We start from the raw sequence: 19,270 nt of genomic DNA on the forward strand, positions 1-19,270 counted from the left end.
ACCAGCGTATTTTTTGACGGGCGGATAATGCAGCCTCGACAAGCAAAAATCAATATGCAACCAGTAAAATAAGCTTGTTATTTTTCACTATAAAGTCACTATTGATTAACATAAAATGAAAACTTATCGCTCACAAACAGCAACATTGCGTTTATCAAAACTCAACATAAATAGCCCCGCAATCGTTAACAAAACACCATCCCATTTATTTTTAGCGAGGCTAGCAACCACAAGGTATCTGACAAATTTTAATGACCTCACTCTGTTACGATTGGATACATTTTCATCAAAGCGATGCTATGCAACCTTAGTATTCAAAATTTAAGTAAAATCTGTCACTCGAATTAACATACCAAATCTCTTTATTTAATCGTTTTCGTGAGTTCGTTCGCTTATTTTTTGCGCACTCCGTCCCCATGCAAAATGTGATTCTGTGAGTATTTTTGCGCGAAAATGTCATGTTACCGACACAAATGCGAAATATATCATGGTTATCCTCACGTCTATTGTGGTACTTAAAAAGCTCCACAAGGACTGGTTACAACAGTTTAGATATAGAAAGGTAAAGGTGGCTTATGGAAGGCTTTCAACTCGATGACCTATTTGGTCTGGATACTACCTCAACATCAAAATCTCGTGCGAAACCATTGAAGCGTAAGTGGCGAGAAATAGAAGAAATGAACGACCGACGTAATTTGCTAAAGGAACTGCGTGAACTGGATGTCTGTCACGACATCTCTCTAGAAGATATCAAACTATAATTTAGACAAAAGGCACCTCGTGGGTGCCTTTTGTCATTTATAGACCTATGAATTTGATGGGTGTTTTTGCGTTGAATTTCGTCCTATAACACCCATTCTTATTGATTGAGAATTTACCTCAAAATTCTGCCCTATTTGTAAGAATCCAATTTACCCTTAATTCTCATCAAATAAGAAAACGCAAAATAAACCGCGCTAAAGCAATCGTTTACCTTGTCATAATTCGCTTTAAACGAACTCAACATCGTTCTGACGCACTCGTTCAGCCAATTGTTTATAGCGATCTGCAATAGTACTACCAAATACTGGATCATCTTCACTCTGATGCCATAGGCTTTCTACATATTGCCAATCGTCCGAGGTAAACAGTTCTTCAATAAGAGGCAGTACCTGGCGCTCTTCCAACTCAAGGTGGCGTTTTTGCGTCACAATAAAGTCCTCTAACTGTGTTATGAATAACTCTTGTGGAACGACAGCATCTTGCAGGATCATTTCTAATAGCATTGAGAAATCTTTGGTTTTGCTCGCCAACACTTGATGCTCAAGCTCTAAGTTCTCAATTGTCTTCTGCTGACCGTACTGTTTTAGGAAGTAATGGTAGAGAATGTCTTCTTTAGGGTGGTGGATTTTTTCAGAATGGTTAGAGAGGTAATCTACGATTTCGCTCACCAACGCATAATTGATGGCATTCTCTTGTTTAATCTCATTTAATTTATGGCGCAATATCGCCAGTAAACGGACCATATAGCCGTGTTCTCGTCGAATTCTTTCGATCATCATAGCGTCTCTCCTTAACACCTACTTTCTATAAGTGTATATGAGAAACCTAATATCTGATTCGACGATGTTCAAAAAAACAGCGATCGTTGTGTCACGATCGCTGTACTGAGAATTACCTCTTTATATAAGAGGAAAAGTGAGATTTACACCGTTAAAGGCAAATGCCAATTGATGGCTTCTTTACCTTGCTGAAGCAGGATCTGGTTCGCTTGTGAAAATGGTTTACTGCCAAAGAAACCGCGGTGAGCAGATAATGGCGATGGATGTGGAGCGGCCAACACATGATGCTTGCTACGGTCAATGAAACGACCTTTCTTCTGCGCATGTGCTCCCCACAGTAAGAACACCACACCTTGCTGATGCTGGTTGATCGATTCAATCACACGGTCAGTAAAGGTCTCCCAACCGGTTTTAGAGTGTGAATGTGCTTTACCCTGCTCTACTGTCAATACTGTATTGAGTAACAACACACCTTGTTCGGCCCAGCTTTGTAAAAAACCATGCTGCGGAATTTGGAAGCCTTCGATATCTTGCGCTAACTCTTTGTACATGTTCACCAAAGATGGCGGAGTTTTAATGCCTGGCAGCACAGAGAAACACAAACCATGTGCTTGGTTCGGTCCATGATAGGGATCCTGCCCTAAAATCACGACTTTCACATCATTGAATTCAGTAAAGCGAAACGCATTAAACACATCTTTGGTTGGCGGATAAATCGCTTTGCCTGAGGCGCGCTCTGCTTCAACAAAATTCAGGGTATCTACAAAGTAGCTCTGTTGTTTCTCTTCGCCGATCACATCGTGCCAAGTCGGTAACTGATTCATGGAAAGTTCCTGTCCTAGGGTTTTCCTTTATTCTACCGAGCGAAGTCCAAACAAACAAAAACTTACTATCAGCTTGAGATGGCTTTTCAAAAAATCATGACATTAACGAGAGCCCTCGCTAATGTCGTTGCGGCGTTCGAAAATGCCCCTGTCCGGTGATATGGCGATTTGGGGTGGGTAAACGCAACACTCGTCGAGAGTGTGTCGCCGGGATAAAAGAAACTGATCGAGACATATTGTCATCCTCCTAACTAGCTTCGCCTAACTACAACGTTGAGTTCAGGCGTTTAAAACAAGCGCATAACCGCTCAATGGTTTTAGCTAAGAAAGAAGGATGCCAACTTTGCCATCCCGTTAGGAATTAACCATTTCTTCAATGTGGAATTGGCGTAAGGTATTGATTTCTTGCTGCCAAATATCTGGGTCAATTGTTTCTAAAATCAGAGGGATACCATCAAAACGTGGATCTTTAGCGATGTACTCAAAACAGCTCCAGCCGATCTCTCCTTTGCCTAATGAGTGGTGACGGTCAACCTTGCTAGCGAATTCGACTTTTGAATCATTTAGATGCATTGCTCTTAAATAATGCATACCAACGATACGGTCGAACTCAGCAAAGGTATGCTTACAATCCTCTTTAGTACGCAGATCGTAACCTGCGGTAAACGTGTGACAAGTATCGAGACATACGCCAACACGTTCTTTGTCTTCCACTTGATCGATGATGTCAGCCAAATGCTCAAACTTCCAACCTAAGTTAGTGCCCTGACCTGCCGTGTTCTCAATCACAGCGATCACATTCGGCACTGCTTTGTGCGCCAGGTTAATCGACTCGGCGATCGTCGCCAAACACGCCTGTTCCGACACTTTCTTTAAGTGGCTACCAGGGTGGAAGTTTAGCAACGTTAAACCTAATTGATTGCAACGCTCCATCTCATCAATAAATGCCACGCGGGATTTATTCAGCTTTTCTTCTTCTGGAGCACCCAAGTTAATCAGATAAGAGTCATGGGGAAGAATGTGTTCAGCGCCGAAACCAAGCATTTTGCAGTTTGCTTTGAACGCACTAATGGTTTTTTCTTCGAGTGGTTTTGCAACCCATTGGCGTTGGTTCTTAGTAAACAGAGCAAACGCATTCGCACCAATTTCACGAGCACGAAGAGGCGCTTGATCAACCCCTCCAGCCGCAGATACGTGAGCACCAATAAATTTGTTTCCAAACTTGTTTTTCATGTTTGTCATTTAATCACTTTAGACTTTCAGTATGGCTACCTAAATACAGGCAGTTGCGTAAACAAGGTTAAGTTTTGAACTTGTTTTGTAGTAAATTTACAACAAAATTAACTTTTAAATATTTTTTATATTATCAAATAAATTGTAAATAGTATGTTTTCAAACGTTTTATTGATTTAACTCAAGAAAATCACCTTCAGAAAATTAAGGTTTTTGGTTGTTTTTTGACTTAAATCAATATTAAAATAATGGATATTGGCTATATAATACTTAGCTCGACAAAAATTCGAAAATTAACACCAATAATCACCACGTAAGTGGTCTAGGAGATAGTGATGATCCAAGGTATCCAAATTACTAAAGCAGCTAACGACGAACTACTAAACTCAATCTGGCTACTAGATAGCGAGAAGAACGAAGCGCGTTGTGTTGCTGCAGCATCAACTTACGAAGCAGACCAAGTTATCGCAATTAGCGACCTAGGTGAATACGAAAGCCGTGAAGTAGCAATCGAAACAGCTCCTCGCATCGAAGGCGGTCAGCACCTAAACGTAAACGTTCTTAAGCGTGAAACTCTAGAAGATGCAGTAGCACACCCAGAGAACTACCCACAGCTAACTATCCGTGTTTCTGGTTACGCAGTACGTTTCAACTCGCTAACTCCAGAACAGCAACGTGACGTAATCGCTCGTACTTTTACTGAGTCTCTATAATCTCTCAGTAAACTAGCTTGTTAGAATTTAAAAAGCTTGGTCAGCAATGACCAAGCTTTTTTTGTTTCTGGATCCTTCTAAACCCTTCCGACAGCAGAAAGCAACTCGCCTCTAAGGTGCGTTTCTTTGCGAAGGATCTTTCTGAAACGCTTGTGCCAACGAGGTTGGTTCAAGCCTCTCTCTTTGCAATGACGCCCCTTCTGCCCACCAAATCAATTGATGCATAGTGCGATTCATATAGCTGTCCCACTGCGCCAGCTCCGACTCGTCCGCAACAACACCGTGCTCATCAAACACCTCTTGTGCTTTCGGAATGTGGATCATTGCAGACACAGGCAAGCACCCCAGCTCAGATAAGAAAGTACGCATCGACACTGCAGCACGAGCACCACCCCATTGCCCAGCAGAGTAGGTCACGATAGCACTTGGCTTATAGGAAAACAGCGAACTGCCAAAATGGTTAAGCATGTTTGCCAAGGCTGGACTCATCGAATGGTTGTATTCCGGGCTAACCATCACATACCCATCGGCCTGTTTGATTTTGTTTGCCAGCTCGCTTAGGTGCTCTGGCACTTTAGAGCGGTGATAAGCAAACTCGGGCTTAAACACATCGCCAAAGTCATAGTCCAATGGGTCAATGATTTCGACAGTATGTTGCGAATGCTGACTCACGATGAGTTTTTCACACGCTCTACTGACTCGCATTCCTAAACGGGCTGGTCGTGGTGGCGTGCTGTCTCTCACTGAACCAATAAAAATCAAAAAATGCATGCTTCTCTTTCCATCTCATTTAGTTAAGTTCGTTTCTCAATCATAAAGAGAGTTAAAACTTACCGGCAATAAAAAAGGTGAATGATTGCTCATTCACCTCTCGTTATTTGTGCTTTTGATACTTACTGTGCTTTTGAAGCTTACTGCACGCGGCGCAGTACTTGTTTCAATGCGTCAAAGTCAGCATCGAGATCTTCCGATAGCAGCTCCATCGCTGCGTGCTTCGCTAGTGGCGCAGGAAGGTCGATGTCTGATTCTAGAATATCATCCACCACTTCTTTGAACTTCGCAGGGTGAGCAGTACATAGGAACAGACCTGTTTCACCGTCTTGCAATTGCTCTTCAAGCACGCGGTAAGCAATCGCACCGTGCGGTTCACACAGGTAGCCAAGTGCGTATAGATCTTTTACTGACTGTGCGCTTTGCTCATCAGATACTGCACCTTTACCTAGCGTCTCCAAGCCCCACTCTTTCACGCGGCATAGTTCTTCGATACGAGGCCAGTTGTTTGGTTGGCTCACGTCCATCGCGTTCGATGTTGTTGCTACTGTTGGTTTTGGCTCCCACTTACCTGTTTGTAGGTAGCGCGGAACCGTGTCATTAGCATTCGTTGCAGCGATAAAGCGTTTGATAGGCAAACCCAGCGCTTTTGCCAGTAGACCAGCAGTTAGGTTACCAAAGTTACCGCTTGGTACAGACACGACTAGGTTTTCACGCTCTTGTTTGCTCATTTGCGCAGCTGCTTCAAAGTAGTAACAGATTTGCGCCATCAAACGGCTGATGTTGATTGAGTTTGCAGAGTTCAGACCGATCTCTTCACGCAGTGCAGAATCATCAAAAGCTTGCTTAACCAGTGCCTGACACGCATCGAAGTCTCCATCGATCGCGACAGTATGGATGTTCTTACCAAGCGTACAGAATAGCTTCTCTTGCAGTGGGCTGATCTTGCCTTTCGGGTAAAGAATCACAACGTTGATGTCTTCCATACCGTAGAAAGCATGCGCAACGGCTGCGCCAGTATCACCAGAAGTTGCAGTCAGAATGGTAATCTTGCCGCCATCCGAAACCGCAGCAAGAGATTGCGCCATAAAGCGACCACCAAAGTCTTTAAACGCAAGCGTTGGACCATGGAACAGCTCCAGTGCGTAGACACCGTCTTTTACTTGGTTGATAGGCGCAGGGAATTGGAACGCAGCATCAACAAGAGCATTCACTTGCTCTTCTGCAAGCTCATCGCCAATTAACGCCGATAGAATCTTAGTGCTACGAGAGACAAAGTCTTCTGCAAGCAGCGCATCGATATCTTCAAATTTTGGTAATTCCGATGGGAAAAATAGGCCTTGATTGCGACCTAACCCTTGGCGAACGGCTTGGCCAAAGGAAACTTGTTCATCATTTTCTTTTATATTGTAAAGCTTCATAGCTCACTTCCTGTTACTTTCGAACCCTGCTTATCTAGACGACAAACATGGACGAATCCTTCTTCGTTTTGTACGTAATTCTGTTCTAACCAGCGAGCAACTCGCTCAGCGACATCTTTCTCTTTGCAAATACTGAACAGTGTCGGCCCACTGCCAGAAATACCGGTAGCCAATGCCCCCGCAGACGCTGCGTATTGACGTGCATTCGCAAAACCCGGAAGCAGTTTCTCACGATACGGTTCTGCGATCACGTCTTTGATCATTTTTGCAGCAAGTTCTGGCTGACCAGAATGACATGCATGAATAAAGCCTGCAAGGTGGCGACCATGGGCAATGATATCTTGTCGACGGTATTGAGATGGTAGAATCTCACGCGCTTCTGCTGTTGATACTTTGATGCCCGGATACGCCATCACCCAGTACCAATCATCAAAGCAAGGCACTTCTTGGCTGATGATACCCAACTCTTCAAGCATCAACTGCACACCACCAAGGTAACATGGTGCGACGTTATCGTAGTGAATACCACCAGAGATCTTGCCTTCCATTTCTCCCATCAGTGCCAGTAACTCTGTCTCGTTAAGTGGCTGTCCATGGAATCGGTTCAATGCATCTAATGCCGCAACGATAGAGCATGCACTTGAGCCTAAACCAGAGCCAATTGGCATGTTCTTTTCTAGCGTCATCTCAAGTGGTTTTAGCTCGACGCCTTTTTTGTCTAGCTCACGAGCAAACACCACCCAACAATCGTAAACAATGTTCTCTTTTGGCTCGGTAGGCAACTTTTCAACGAAGTCACCGGAGGTTTTTAGGCTGAATGGCTCAGCTCCTGACTTTACCAATACTCGGTCGCCCAAAAGAGTGCCATCAACTGGCGACACCGCCGCCCCCAGAACGTCGAAACCAACGCTTACATTACCAATTGATGCTGGGGCATAAACCACAACATCCATATCACTTGAACTCATTGCCGTTATACCCCTAGCTTCCAACCTAAAGTACGCATCACATCCGAGAATACGCCCGCTGCCGTTACCTCGGTACCCGCACCGTAACCACGTAATACCAGTGGAATTGGTTGGTAGTAGCGGCTGTAGAATGCCAGTGCGTTTTCACCATCTTTAATCTTAAACATCGGGTCGTTTTCATCGACGGCAGCAATACTTACCGTGCATTTACCGTCAACGATTTCCCCCACGTAGCGCAGTACTTTGCCTTCTTCTGCCGCTTTAGCTGACAGCTCTTTAAAGTACGCGTCCGCTTCTGGTAAACGCTCCATAAACTCTTCAACGCTGCCTGAATCATCAAAACCTGGTGGCAGAGCTTGATCAACCACAACGTCTTCTAGTTCTAAAGACATGCCAGCTTCACGAGCAAGGATCAGAAGCTTACGCGCCACATCCATACCCGATAGATCGTCACGCGGATCCGGTTCCGTAAAGCCGTTTTGTTTCGCGATATTTGTCGCTTCACTTAGACTCATGCCTTCATCTAACTTACCGAAGATGTATGACAGAGAGCCAGAAAGGATGCCGCTGAAGCGCTCTAGTTCATCACCCGCTGAGATGAGGTTTTGTAGGTTTTCGATTACCGGTAGACCTGCGCCTACGGTTGTTTCGTACATCAACTTACGACGAGAGCTGCGCGCTACATCGCGAAGTTGATGGTAGTAAGCCATGCTTGCCGTGTTAGCTTTTTTGTTTGGTGTTACAACGTGGAAACCTGCGGCTAAGAAGTCTGCATACTGATTCGCAATGGCTTCGCTGGACGTACAGTCAACTAACACAGGGTTAATGATGTGATTACGTTGCACCAGTGAAATCAGACGCGCTAGGCTGAATTCTTCAGTTGAAGCAGACATACGGTCACGCCAATGCTCTAGAGGCAGACCTTCACTATCAAGCAGAAGACCTTTGCTGTTTGCCAAGCCACACACGCGGATCACAATGCCTTTCTCTGCAAGCTTCGCTTGTTGACGTTCGATCTGATCCACCAGCTCACCACCAACACCGCCAATACCAACAACGAAAACGTCTAGGAAGTGCTTAGAGTTGAATAGGTTCTCGTGACACGCTTTGATCGCTTCAGAGATTTTGTCTTCAGGAATCACGGCGGAGATAGCACGCTCAGATGAACCCTGTGCGATTGCCACGATGTTTACGTTCACTTCAGCAAGAGATGAGAAGAAGCGAGAAGCGACACCGCGAGAAGTACGCATACCATCACCAACCAACGTCACAATAGACACATCGTCGATGAACTCGACTGGTTCAAGTAAACCGTCTTTTAGTTCCAACTCAAATGCGTCAGCCAACACTTGCTGTGCTTTGGCTTTATCTTGCGCTTCAATACAGAAGCTGATGCTGTACTCAGAAGAAGATTGTGTGATAAGGACGATAGACACGCCCGCTGATGACATCGCACCAAAGACACGGCTTGCCATGCCTACCATGCCCTTCATACCTGGGCCAGACACGTTAACCATCGTTAGATCATTTAGCGTCGTGATGCCTTTGATATCTAGATTATCTTCGCCAGTATCTTGGCCAATCAATGTACCCGCACCTTGTGGATTAAAGCTGTTTTTGATCAGGCATGGGATATGAAATTGTGCAATTGGTGCGATGGTTTTTGGATGCAGAACGGAAGCACCGAAGTAAGAAAGCTCCATCGCTTCTTGGTAGCTGAGCGACTTGAGTAGGCGTGCATCTTCAACTAGGCGAGGGTCACAGTTGTAAACGCCATCTACATCAGTCCAGATTTCACAGCAGTCTGCACGCAAACATGCGGCCAGTACCGCTGCGGAGTAATCAGAACCATTACGACCCAGAGTTACCAATTCACCTTTTTCATTACCGGCTGTAAAGCCCGGCATGATGCTGACATGGCCTTCTGGAAGCGGGTTTTGGCGGAAGTTCTGCGTAGAGACTTCAACATCAACCATCGCTTCTAGATGATCGCCTTCCGCGTATAGGTACTCAACCGGATCGATAAGATGCGCAGGTTGGCCTTTTGCTTCTAGTACCGCTTTCATCAGTTGAATCGACACACGCTCGCCTTTGCTGATAATGCGTGCGTTGACGTTGTTTGGACACATACCAAGAAGATTAATGCCGTGAACAAATTGACGTAATTGAGAAAGTGAGGTTTTAACTTGGTTATCGAAAGCCGTGCCATCCACATTTGGAACAACCGCTTGGATTTCGGAAAATAGCGTTTTAAACGACGCTTCTAGCTCATTGATTTGAAGCTCTGCTTCACCGTTTCGAAGTGCGCCTTCGATCACCGCAACAAGCTTATTGGTCGTTTTACCCGGTGCAGAAAGCACAACGGCAACGTCTTCCTGTTGAGCGTTATTGGCAATGATATCCGCTGCTCTTAAAAAGCGATCTGCATCTGCTAATGATGAGCCGCCAAACTTCAATACTCGCATCCCTTCCTCCGATGTATCTTCTTAATTCTGTCTAAATTTCATTTAAAAAAGCATAAAAAAAGGCCTGTATCTTGTTGGATACAGGCCTTTTTTGTGAATTTCTTTCGCTCAGCAGCCTGCCCCAACATTGGTCGTGTTGGTAATAATAATGGTTGTGGTCATTACTACTAGGCTGTTTGATGGCATAAATAAATATTCAACGATAATTGTGTGTTTGCTTAACTCTACGTTTACCGAGTTTCCGGTACAGAGTCAACAAAAAATTGTCTATTTTCCGGTCTTGTAGTGATTTCTGCTACGCAATGTCTTTGATATTTCAATGTAATTACAAGGGGTTGCGAATTATCATAGTCAATTGAACTTTTTCTCTCTCTACAACGGTCTGTTTGATATAGAAGCAAATAGCGGTGATGACACCTGATCCTCTTCTATCTACATATGATCAAAACATCGATCCTCATGAATACTAATTAACAACAAGTTAACTGTGATCAAGGTTCATAGGATTGAATTAAGTAGAAAATAAATGAGCTGACTTTCATATTCTATGCTTTAATATTGAGAAGCTTTAAGCACATACTAATAACAAAGTTCGACACAAGGAGTGGTCAACATGAAAAAATGGATTTTTCTGTTACTGTTTGTTGTGCCTAGCATTTGTGCTGCAAATGAGCTGCCACCTCTCCCAGGAAAAACCACAGCTTCCCCACACAAGCTTTTCATTTCTAGTGAAAACTACCATACCGAGAGCTTTGACGTCTGGAATATTGATGGCGGTTACGCGTATGAGCTGTTTGACTCGGTTGATCTTTACGTGGGTGCGCGTGTAAATAATTCACCAACGCAAAACCAAAGTGGCTTTTTGAGTGGGATCAGTTATCACTTAAATGATCGCGTCACCGTTAAAAGTACGGTTCGCTCTTATAAAGCGGAAACGACCGAAGGTATTCGTGAAGAAGACAGTAGCCTCGCTGCCGAAGTTTCAAGCCGCGTAAAAATCACCGAAAACTTAGATCTTCACGCCACTTTAGATTATCAAGATTGGCAACAAGGCTTTGAAGTCGGACTTGGCTTCCGCTTTTAAAAATCCAACGCCTCTTTAGAGATCAACACGCCATTCCAATCCGCATACACGTAATGCTTAGGTTGAACAATTTGGTTCTGCATTGTCAGCGTAACATTCACTTCTCCGACATCACGCTTTTCTGTTTTAAATGGACATGTGCCTAGGGCTTGAACACCAATGTCCATTTGAGAAATCTGAGCTACATCGCGAATCGCTCCGTACACTATGATGCCTTCCCAACCATTTTCGATCCCAAGAATCGCTAATTGATCGCCTAGCAAGGCTTTTTGACAAGATCCGTGTCCGTCAACAATTAGTACTTTGCCAGTACCATTATCGCTCAGTACCTCGCGAACTTTTGAATTATCATGGTAGCAACGCACTGTGACTATCTCTCCATGAAACGCGGTACGTTGACCAAAATTCTGCAATGGCAGACTTAGCAACGTAACTTGTTCTTCAAATTGGTCACAAATATCTGGTGTTATGTCTCTCATAGTTCCTCCGTGAAATGTCTCACCCGAGCAAAACTCCAGTGAGTAGTATCCTTCTATACCAGTCTAGATTTCATCGAACCAAGCTTGTGCAAAATCTCTGGTTCTGAACACGCTATCAGGTAAAGCTCGTCATCAATGACGTAGTAAATCGCGTTTTGTTGGAAATCTTTTGCCAGCACTATCGCCGCTTCTGGCGTGAGTTCTGCTGCGTAACTTTCTTCAAACCATTCGAATGCCTGATCACCAACCGTGACAGGCACGTGTTTAACGTGGTTTAATTGCTTTTCGAGTTCATGATTACTTATGCAATTCATCTCTTTTGACCGCAAATTACTGTAAGGGTTCCAAGCGGTTATCACTGCGTAGCTTGAAGAGCACCAATCAGTATGAAAACGAAAGAAAGATTCTGAATAAGCATTCCATAACGATGCGTCTATGTTCGTATTACTTTTTTCTATCATAACTCTTAAACGATTAATAACGGTTACATTTCATCAATTGATGTAAATCAACAAACTGAATGGAATTAACATTTGAGCATTGTTAGCATGCTGTTAACAATATAAAATCCGCTCCATATCTTAGGGTGTTTACGTTTCAGGCCCCGCGAAGGCTAGGAAATGAAAGGTAAACAAGCCCTATAGAATAAACGTCGCCATCGGATACTGGTGAGTTGGCAAAATTCCAAGGAAGGCGGATAACTGAAAGAAGTGTTTTTTTGATCAACTTGATTTATTATCAAAATCACATTACCTGTATGTTATATTTTTGCCTAGAATTTATTCTATTAGCACAATTTTGTCACAAATTTAGGTACCGCCAATGCAAACCCCGCAGATTCTTATCGTAGAAGATGAGCAAGTAACTCGTAACACTCTTAAGAGTATTTTTGAAGCAGAGGGATACGCTGTTTTTGAAGCCAGTGACGGTGAAGAGATGCACCAAGTGTTGTCTGAAAATTCAATCAACTTGGTTATCATGGACATTAATCTTCCAGGCAAGAATGGTCTCCTTTTAGCACGTGAACTTCGCGAGCAAGCGAACATCGCACTGATGTTCCTAACTGGTCGTGACAATGAAGTAGACAAGATCCTAGGTCTTGAAATCGGTGCTGATGACTACATCACTAAACCATTCAACCCACGTGAACTGACTATCCGCGCACGTAACCTGCTAAGCCGCTCAATGAGCACTAACGCAGTACAAGAAGAGAAGCGCTCGGTAGAAAAATATGAGTTCAACGGTTGGGTGCTAGACATCAACAGCCGCTCTCTTGTGAGCCCAGCTGGCGATGGCTACAAACTGCCTCGTTCTGAGTTCCGTGCACTTCTGCATTTCTGTGAGAACCCAGGCAAGATTCAAACTCGTGCTGATCTTCTTAAGAAGATGACGGGCCGTGAGCTTAAGCCACACGACCGTACTGTTGACGTGACTATCCGTCGCATTCGTAAGCACTTTGAATCTGTATCAGGTACTCCTGAAATCATCGCGACGATTCACGGTGAAGGTTACCGCTTCTGTGGCGATCTAGAAGACTAATCGCTTCAACACAAACAATAAGGGCTTGCTCCATGAGCAAGCCCTTTTTTTATCTGAGAAAACGCAATATCAGTATACTTTATCGATCTTAATATGTTTCTCAACCAACCAGCCTTTCTTACCAGCATCATCTAATAACAAAGCTAAGTCGACTGACTTTTCCATATCCGCTTCAATTTGCCAAACAAAGGCGACTTCCCACTGGTTCTCACTATGAGTACGTAACTCAAGCAAGTCACCATCAATTTGCCATTCAGAATCGCCTTGTTTGATGATCAATGAATCCACGGTCAAGTTGGCTGGTAGTTCCTTGTCTGATTTCAAGTACAACGCACCATGTACATTTTGCTCTTGAACCTCACCAATGGTTGGCATTAGGTTTACCCACAAGTTGCTTTTCAGCTCAACATTCACTTTATTCATGGTGATTTGGCTGTCTTCTTGCCAACCCACTTGAGGAGCAGAACTACAACCAGCAAGTAATGCGATTGCCAGTGCTGCCGATGCAAACTTCTTCATGTTATTTCCTCTGTTCCAACCAACTTTTTAAGACTTGAATGTCATTTTGATATTCATTTTTTATTTCTTCGACCCAGTCCGAGATATTTTCCCACCAAGCAGGCATATCCGGAGATTGTGCCTTCTGTGCAACACTTTGGATGTGTTTAAGACCAATAGAGCCCGCGGCGCCTTTGATCTTATGCGCCTCTGAAACAATACCATCTTGGTCTTTCGCCATCATGTTCGAGTCTAAAATCTGAATGTAGTCTGGCATCATGTCTTCGAACATCTTGATACTGTCATAAACAGGTTTCACACCCACGATATCCACGTATGACTCTAGCATATCCAAATCAAGTAAATGGGTATTGATGACGGGCGATGGGGTCGGTGTAACATCCTCAACGAGCTCAGGCTCAACAACCTCTTCTTCTTGGTTATCAATACGATTAATGAAGAACTTATCAATCACTGATTGCATCGCTTGTACCGCAAGTGGTTTGCTGATTGCATCGTCCATACCATTGTCTAAGTATTCACGACGATCTTTCATCACATTCGCCGTTAGTGCTACTAATGGCGGCAAGTTGTCGTAATGCTCACGGTAGTACTTAGCCACATCAAAACCTGTCATGTCTGGTAGTTGTATATCCAGCAACGCTAAGTCATATTTGTCTGGTACAAAGTTCACCAGCGCTTCTTCACCTGTCATGGCTACAGTGACGGTATGTCCCAGGCTTTCAAGCAGTGACTTAGCAACAGTAATGTTCAGTTCGATATCTTCTACCATAAAGATATTTAGATGCACTTTATCTCGATGAGCATCGATAACAGGCTCTTCCAATTCAACAATCGGAACGTGAATTGAAACGGTAAAGGTACTACCGAAGCCCTCTTCACTCGCAACAGTAATATCGCCATCCATCATGTTGATAAGCTGCTTAGAAACCGCCAAACCAATGCCGGTACCAACCGCATGAAGGTTGTCTTTACCTGACTTCACTTGGTAGTACATCGCAAAAATCTTATCCAGCTCTTCTTCAGGAATACCAATGCCCGTGTCTTCTACTTCCATGATGATGGTCGCGTAGTCGTCTTCGACATCTGCGCTGACTGTCATGACGACGCCACCTTCTTTGGTGAACTTCATTGCGTTGCTAACCAAGTTCCAGATAACCTGACGCAGGCGGGTCGCATCCACTTCAATCGCTTTTGGTAATGCGCTCAAGCGTTCAAGGTCGAAACGCAACCCTTTCTGCTCCGCCATCAGAGCAGAGATGCTTTCAATCTCTGCTACAAAATCCTCAAAGTTCAATGTTGCAGGCAGCAGTTCCAATTTACGACGGTCGAATTTATCCATATCGATAATGTCGTTGAAGATGTTGCCCAATGTAATGGCACTGACGTTAATGGTTTGCATGTGCTTACGCTGCTCTTGCGTTAACTGACTATCGAGCAACATTCGGCTCAAACCAACGATGCCATTCAATGGCGTGCGCAGTTCATGACTGATGGTGGAAATAAAGGTGGTCTTGTCACGGCTGGCTTTTTCTAGCGATTCTTCATGGCGTTTACGTTCGGTAATATCTCGTCCAAAGCCAACCAGACCAAGGTGACGGCCATCTTTACTGTAGAAAGGTACTTTGCGCAATTCGAAGTAGTGCTTGCGACCATCTGGATATTCAAGCCATTGCTCGTAAGTGATGGCTTGATTGTCTGCAAAGACCTTTTGGTCGGTATCAACGATGTGCTCGGCCACTTCTTTGCTGTAAACATCCCATGGGCTTAGGCCCACCAATTGATGCTCTTTCTTACCAGTGAGTTCTTCCATTGCTCGGTTACAACCAGAGAAGACACCATCGGCGTTACGGTAGTAAATCAAGTCTGGAGATGCATCAATGAAAGAGCGTAAAAGTGCGGTACGCTCGGCAAGCTCTAACTGAGTGCGTTCACGTTGGAATACTTCGTTCTCCAAATCTTGCATGGCTTCTTCGCGCGCTTCTTCCGCTTTAATGCGCTCTTCAATTTCTTGATTGAGCTTTTCAATGTTCTGCTGCAATTGGAAGTTCAGTTCTTGGTCACGCGAGCGCATGTCTTTCAGCTTAGAGACTAGTTTGGTCAATCGTTGACGAGATTCTTCTAGCTGATCAACAACAACGGAAAGAAAATACACCGCCCAAGGGGTAATAAGCAGACCAAAGAAAACAGAACGAACAATATCAATATCGTCGACGTTCCCTTTCAAGGCGAGCGTAATACCAACTTGCACCACAACAGCCAGTGCCACCAGCGCTAAGGCCAGCAATATAGAGAAACGGACAATCCCCAGCTTAACCAATAGGTCAACATAGTACTGGGCGAGGTTTTTCATGGGCTTCATTCACTACTCCATGGAACAAGCTAGATATCGAGCCCTGACGGTTAGAGAAGTTAAAACAGTGAAGATATTTCGAGCTGTTTTAAGTTTGGCAATACACATTGGCGAACCAGCGAAGCTTCAGGGCTAGCAGACACCTCACACCATGTATGAGCAGTTTAACGTGTTTAATACGGTGATTAAAACCGCCTACTCTCAACTTAGAGCAAGCGGTCACAAAGCGTTAGCAAGAACTTGGATGAACACTGGTTCGATCACGACCATCGGCCTTCGCTTGGTAGAGTGCACTATCTGCCATCGCGACCCCCATTTCAGGTTCATCGCCGTGCTGAGGAATGTAAGAGACAAAGCCGATACTGACTGTCAATTGAGCAAAAGCTTCTGAACAGCAATGTTCGATGCCGAGGTCATGAATGCGTTCATGTATCCGCAGAGCGACTTTTTGAGCCCCTTCCGTCGTGGTATTTGGCAAGATGAAAGCGAACTCCTCACCACCATAACGAGCGACACAATCAGAAGAGCGACTGACCACCTGCTGGAATACCGATGCCACTTTAATTAGCGCCTCATCACCTTGTTGATGGCCGTAGCAGTCGTTATAGCGCTTAAAGAAGTCGATATCACATAGCATGATACACAGAGGTAGCTTCTCTCGAACATGATGGTACCAAAGCGTATCCAGCTGCTCGTCAAATCGGCGTCGGTTTGCGACTTGAGTTAGGCTGTCTAAGAAACTGAGTTTCTCCAACTCCAAGTTGGCTTCTTCCAGTTTCTGCTCCGCAAGATAACGTTCAGAAATATCGCGAGCCATGATCAGCACACCATTGGTACCAGAAGCTTTATCTTTAAAGGGTGACTTCACCACATCAAACCATGTGTAATAACCGTCGGTACTGGTCACTTTGTCGATATAACGCACGGGGTGAGTTTGCTGTAAAGCCTGAAGATCACTGGCTTCTAGGCGGATGTAAATATCTTCAGGGATCACATCTTGTAGACGCTTTCCAATTAGGTCTGAAACATCTGGAATCCCTAAAGCATTCACAAACGGCTTATTACACGCTTGATACACCATGTTTTCATTGAAGATACCGATCGAATCTGGACTGGCGTCCAAAATGGTCTGAAGAATGGTGTCACGTTGAGCCAGAGCCACTTCCGTATCTTTACGACGCTCCATTTCATCACGTAAGTTTTGCTGCATCTTATGCCATTCAGTTACATCATGGCTAATTGACAGCGTCCCTATCATTTCCCCAGTTTGAGACACTAGTGAATTCTGATTCACTTCTAGCAAACAACTGCGTCCTTGAGGATCCGTTGTCCAACGACGGTCACTTTTTCTAGCAGACATCGAACTGGATTTTGAAGTGCATGCTTCGTTTTCTCGACCTTGCCAAAATTGATCAAACGCGCGGTTAGTGGTCAGTACTTTGCCTTGTTGATCTTGCAAACAAATCAATTCAGACAACGAGTCCAAGGCAGAACGAGCAATGTTTAGTTGGGCCAGTTCTTGTTGCTGATCTTTCTGGGTCATTTGATGACTTTGAGCATACAGAATCCATACTCTTTGCCTACGCAGTAAGCTCTTTCGACCAGATAACTCAACTTTGATGCTTTCACCATCGGATAAACGCCAGTCAAAAATTTGCTGGCGAAATTGTCGGCTTGAAAAGCTATCAAGCAATACGACAAGTTCATCTAAATTAAATGAAGCCGGATAAAGGAAACCAGAACCTAAAGGACGAATACCCAATAGTTGCATCGCGGGATGGTTGGATAACAGAGGCTGCCCATGGTTAGCATCAACCACAAGCACAGGATAAGGAGAATCAGTAACAACGTACTTTAAAGCGGTTTGAAAACGTAAATAAATTAATGTAACGGCAACGGCAAACACGAAAAAGAGCAGGACTACAAATTCGTAGTTGCCCCACCCATCCCATAACCAATCGAGTAACTGATCCATTTTTCCGACCTTTAATGCAAATCGGGAAAAATATACCAGTTATTAATCGATCAATCTGCCTTTAATTCTGGCTTACTATAGATGAAAAGGTCACCATTCAAACTGCCCTGAGCCCCCTCGCGATCCAAAGCTCTTCCTATCTCTGTCATCGCAAGCCAACGGTTTTCACACCACAACGGGGAGAGCAATGTTGGGCGACGTGCAGCCGAAGAGACACGATGATAAATCACCTCTTTAGGGGTCATACGGATCATTTCACTGGCAATCGCTACATACTCTTCCAATTCTGGAGCTTCTAGTTTTCCAGCACGCCATGCCTTTGCCATCGTGCTACCATCAACAATATGCAAACCATGCAACTTGATGCCATCAGTGCCTACTTCAAGGACTTTACGCAGTGTTTCAATGTTATCGCTGCGTGTTTCTTTTGGTAAGCCAACAATAAGATGAGTACATACTTTGATGCCTAGCGCACGAGCGCGCTTGGTGATATCAGCATAGCATTCAAAATCGTGACCTCGGTTGATTCGCTTAAGTGTGTCGTTTTTGGCAGTTTGAAGGCCCAATTCCAACCAGATCTCATAACCTTGATTGACATAATCCGACAACAGATCCAATACGGCATCAGGAACACAATCTGGACGAGTGCCTACACACAACCCCACGATGTCAGCGGCCTTGAGAGCTTCTTCATACATATTTTTCAATACCTGCACTTCCGCGTATGTGCTGGTATAGGCTTGGAAGTAAGCAAGGTACTTTTTCGCACGATGGATCTCTCCCGCACGATCTTTCAATTGATCATGAATGCTTTTGATCTGGACTTCTTCATCCGCAAAGGACGCGACATTACAAAACGTGCAACCACCTCGACCAATGGTGCCGTCGCGGTTTGGGCAGCTAAAGCCACCATGTAAAGTCAGCTTATGGACTTTTTCGCCGTAACGACGCTGAAGGTCTTGACCTAGTGTGTTGACCAACTCATGTAACTGCATAGATTCTCACCAATCGTAAACCGTAATAAATCTCACTACGATCTATGTAAATAAATTACATCCCTGCAAGAAAAAACAAATAATTCTAGTCAATTCAAACAAGAGCATAATGGTTTGAAATCAATAAAACTGCATAAAACCAACCTAAAAGCAGCTATGTTGCGCAATTGTTAAACAAAAAGTGCATATTTAAACGAAAAAATTGGGTCACAAAAGCGACTTTTCATTGCATTACGAAGTCACAAAATTGTAGGATACTTACACAACCCCGCTGTTTTTGTGACTTTTATTACAATGACAACTGCGGGAATTGTCGGCGATACCCCGCTCCCACCGATATAAATCACTAGATAGTGATAATAAATAAAGGGATATCACCAAGGATTGTTT

At 44.2% G+C, this 19,270-nt stretch carries 17 protein-coding genes and 1 other annotated feature; of the genes, 4 read left to right on the forward strand and 13 right to left on the reverse strand.

Going from position 1 to position 19,270, the window contains the following annotated elements:
* The first annotated feature begins 575 nt into the window (after positions 1-575).
* The gene (locus tag L1076_RS18970) at positions 576-761 is read left to right on the forward strand and encodes a DUF3545 family protein (protein WP_039977404.1); all 186 of its coding nucleotides are present in this window, start codon (positions 576-578) and stop codon (positions 759-761) included.
* Between the two features lie 228 nt (positions 762-989).
* Here L1076_RS18970 and L1076_RS18975 read toward each other — a convergent pair whose 3' ends face one another.
* The 3 genes from L1076_RS18975 to nfo all read right to left on the reverse strand — a co-directional run bounded on the left by L1076_RS18975 (position 990) and on the right by nfo (position 3,607).
* On the reverse strand, positions 990-1,541 hold the full coding sequence (locus tag L1076_RS18975) for a hemerythrin domain-containing protein (RefSeq protein WP_045422041.1): 552 nt from the start codon (positions 1,539-1,541) through the stop codon (positions 990-992).
* 143 nt (positions 1,542-1,684) lie between these two features.
* Positions 1,685-2,365, reverse strand: coding sequence for a uracil-DNA glycosylase (gene ung / locus L1076_RS18980; protein WP_038876221.1), 681 nt, complete (start codon positions 2,363-2,365; stop codon positions 1,685-1,687).
* A gap of 354 nt (positions 2,366-2,719) precedes the next feature.
* Entirely contained in the window at positions 2,720-3,607 is an 888-nt protein-coding gene (gene nfo, locus L1076_RS18985; RefSeq protein ID WP_237304280.1) for a deoxyribonuclease IV, read from the reverse strand.
* Between the two features lie 326 nt (positions 3,608-3,933).
* Between nfo and grcA the strand changes: the two genes are divergently transcribed.
* Entirely contained in the window at positions 3,934-4,311 is a 378-nt protein-coding gene (gene grcA, locus L1076_RS18990) for an autonomous glycyl radical cofactor GrcA (protein WP_005434930.1), read from the forward strand.
* A 111-nt stretch (positions 4,312-4,422) separates the two neighbouring features.
* Here the strand turns inward: grcA and L1076_RS18995 are convergent, their stop codons facing one another.
* From L1076_RS18995 to thrA, 4 genes are all read right to left on the reverse strand, one after another.
* Complete coding sequence (locus L1076_RS18995; protein ID WP_237304281.1) at positions 4,423-5,082, reverse strand: NAD(P)H-dependent oxidoreductase; 660 nt, start codon at positions 5,080-5,082, stop codon at positions 4,423-4,425.
* Positions 5,083-5,222: 140 nt separating this feature from the next.
* Positions 5,223-6,503, reverse strand: a complete 1,281-nt coding sequence (thrC, locus tag L1076_RS19000) for a threonine synthase (RefSeq protein ID WP_132698637.1) — start codon at positions 6,501-6,503, stop codon at positions 5,223-5,225.
* Entirely contained in the window at positions 6,500-7,456 is a 957-nt protein-coding gene (gene thrB / locus L1076_RS19005) for a homoserine kinase (protein ID WP_038866340.1), read from the reverse strand. Before thrB ends, thrC begins: the two co-directional genes overlap by 4 nt.
* 20 nt (positions 7,457-7,476) lie before the next feature.
* The gene (gene thrA / locus L1076_RS19010) at positions 7,477-9,936 is read right to left on the reverse strand and encodes a bifunctional aspartate kinase/homoserine dehydrogenase I (protein ID WP_237304282.1); all 2,460 of its coding nucleotides are present in this window, start codon (positions 9,934-9,936) and stop codon (positions 7,477-7,479) included.
* Positions 9,937-9,989: 53 nt separating this feature from the next.
* Positions 9,990-10,109, reverse strand: a sequence feature (Thr leader region).
* A gap of 440 nt (positions 10,110-10,549) precedes the next feature.
* Here thrA and L1076_RS19015 point away from each other — a divergent pair.
* On the forward strand, positions 10,550-11,020 hold the full coding sequence (locus tag L1076_RS19015) for a hypothetical protein (RefSeq protein ID WP_038866336.1): 471 nt from the start codon (positions 10,550-10,552) through the stop codon (positions 11,018-11,020).
* On the opposite strand, the gene L1076_RS19020 is transcribed toward L1076_RS19015, so the two are convergent.
* Positions 11,017-11,499 (reverse strand): putative 4-hydroxy-4-methyl-2-oxoglutarate aldolase, encoded by a 483-nt coding sequence (locus L1076_RS19020; protein WP_038866333.1) that lies wholly within the window; start codon positions 11,497-11,499, stop codon positions 11,017-11,019. The genes L1076_RS19015 and L1076_RS19020 overlap by 4 nt on opposite strands.
* A 53-nt stretch (positions 11,500-11,552) precedes the next feature.
* Entirely contained in the window at positions 11,553-11,960 is a 408-nt protein-coding gene (locus tag L1076_RS19025) for a DUF3293 domain-containing protein (RefSeq protein ID WP_038866331.1), read from the reverse strand.
* Between the two features lie 361 nt (positions 11,961-12,321).
* On the opposite strand from L1076_RS19025, the gene arcA reads away from it, so the two are divergent.
* Positions 12,322-13,038: a two-component system response regulator ArcA gene (gene arcA, locus L1076_RS19030; protein WP_038866329.1), complete on the forward strand. Its 717-nt coding sequence runs from the start codon at positions 12,322-12,324 to the stop codon at positions 13,036-13,038.
* A gap of 69 nt (positions 13,039-13,107) precedes the next feature.
* Here arcA and L1076_RS19035 read toward each other — a convergent pair whose 3' ends face one another.
* The 4 genes from L1076_RS19035 to L1076_RS19050 form a co-directional block, all read right to left on the reverse strand.
* Positions 13,108-13,557 carry a hypothetical protein gene (locus L1076_RS19035; RefSeq protein ID WP_038866326.1) on the reverse strand — a complete coding sequence of 150 codons (450 nt, stop codon included), beginning with the start codon at positions 13,555-13,557 and terminating at the stop codon, positions 13,108-13,110.
* Position 13,558: 1 nt separating this feature from the next.
* A complete protein-coding gene (gene arcB, locus L1076_RS19040) occupies positions 13,559-15,919 on the reverse strand; it encodes an aerobic respiration two-component sensor histidine kinase ArcB (RefSeq protein ID WP_186176454.1) in 2,361 nt (786 codons plus the stop codon).
* Between the two features lie 220 nt (positions 15,920-16,139).
* Complete coding sequence (locus tag L1076_RS19045; protein ID WP_039974756.1) at positions 16,140-17,885, reverse strand: diguanylate cyclase; 1,746 nt, start codon at positions 17,883-17,885, stop codon at positions 16,140-16,142.
* A 50-nt stretch (positions 17,886-17,935) separates the two neighbouring features.
* Positions 17,936-18,880 (reverse strand): TIGR01212 family radical SAM protein, encoded by a 945-nt coding sequence (locus L1076_RS19050; protein WP_237304283.1) that lies wholly within the window; start codon positions 18,878-18,880, stop codon positions 17,936-17,938.
* Positions 18,881-19,270 lie beyond the last annotated feature (390 nt).

Origin of the sequence: Vibrio sp. MMG023 (assembly GCF_021654215.1) — a bacterium.
Taxonomy (GTDB): Bacteria; Pseudomonadota; Gammaproteobacteria; order Enterobacterales; family Vibrionaceae; genus Vibrio; species Vibrio jasicida.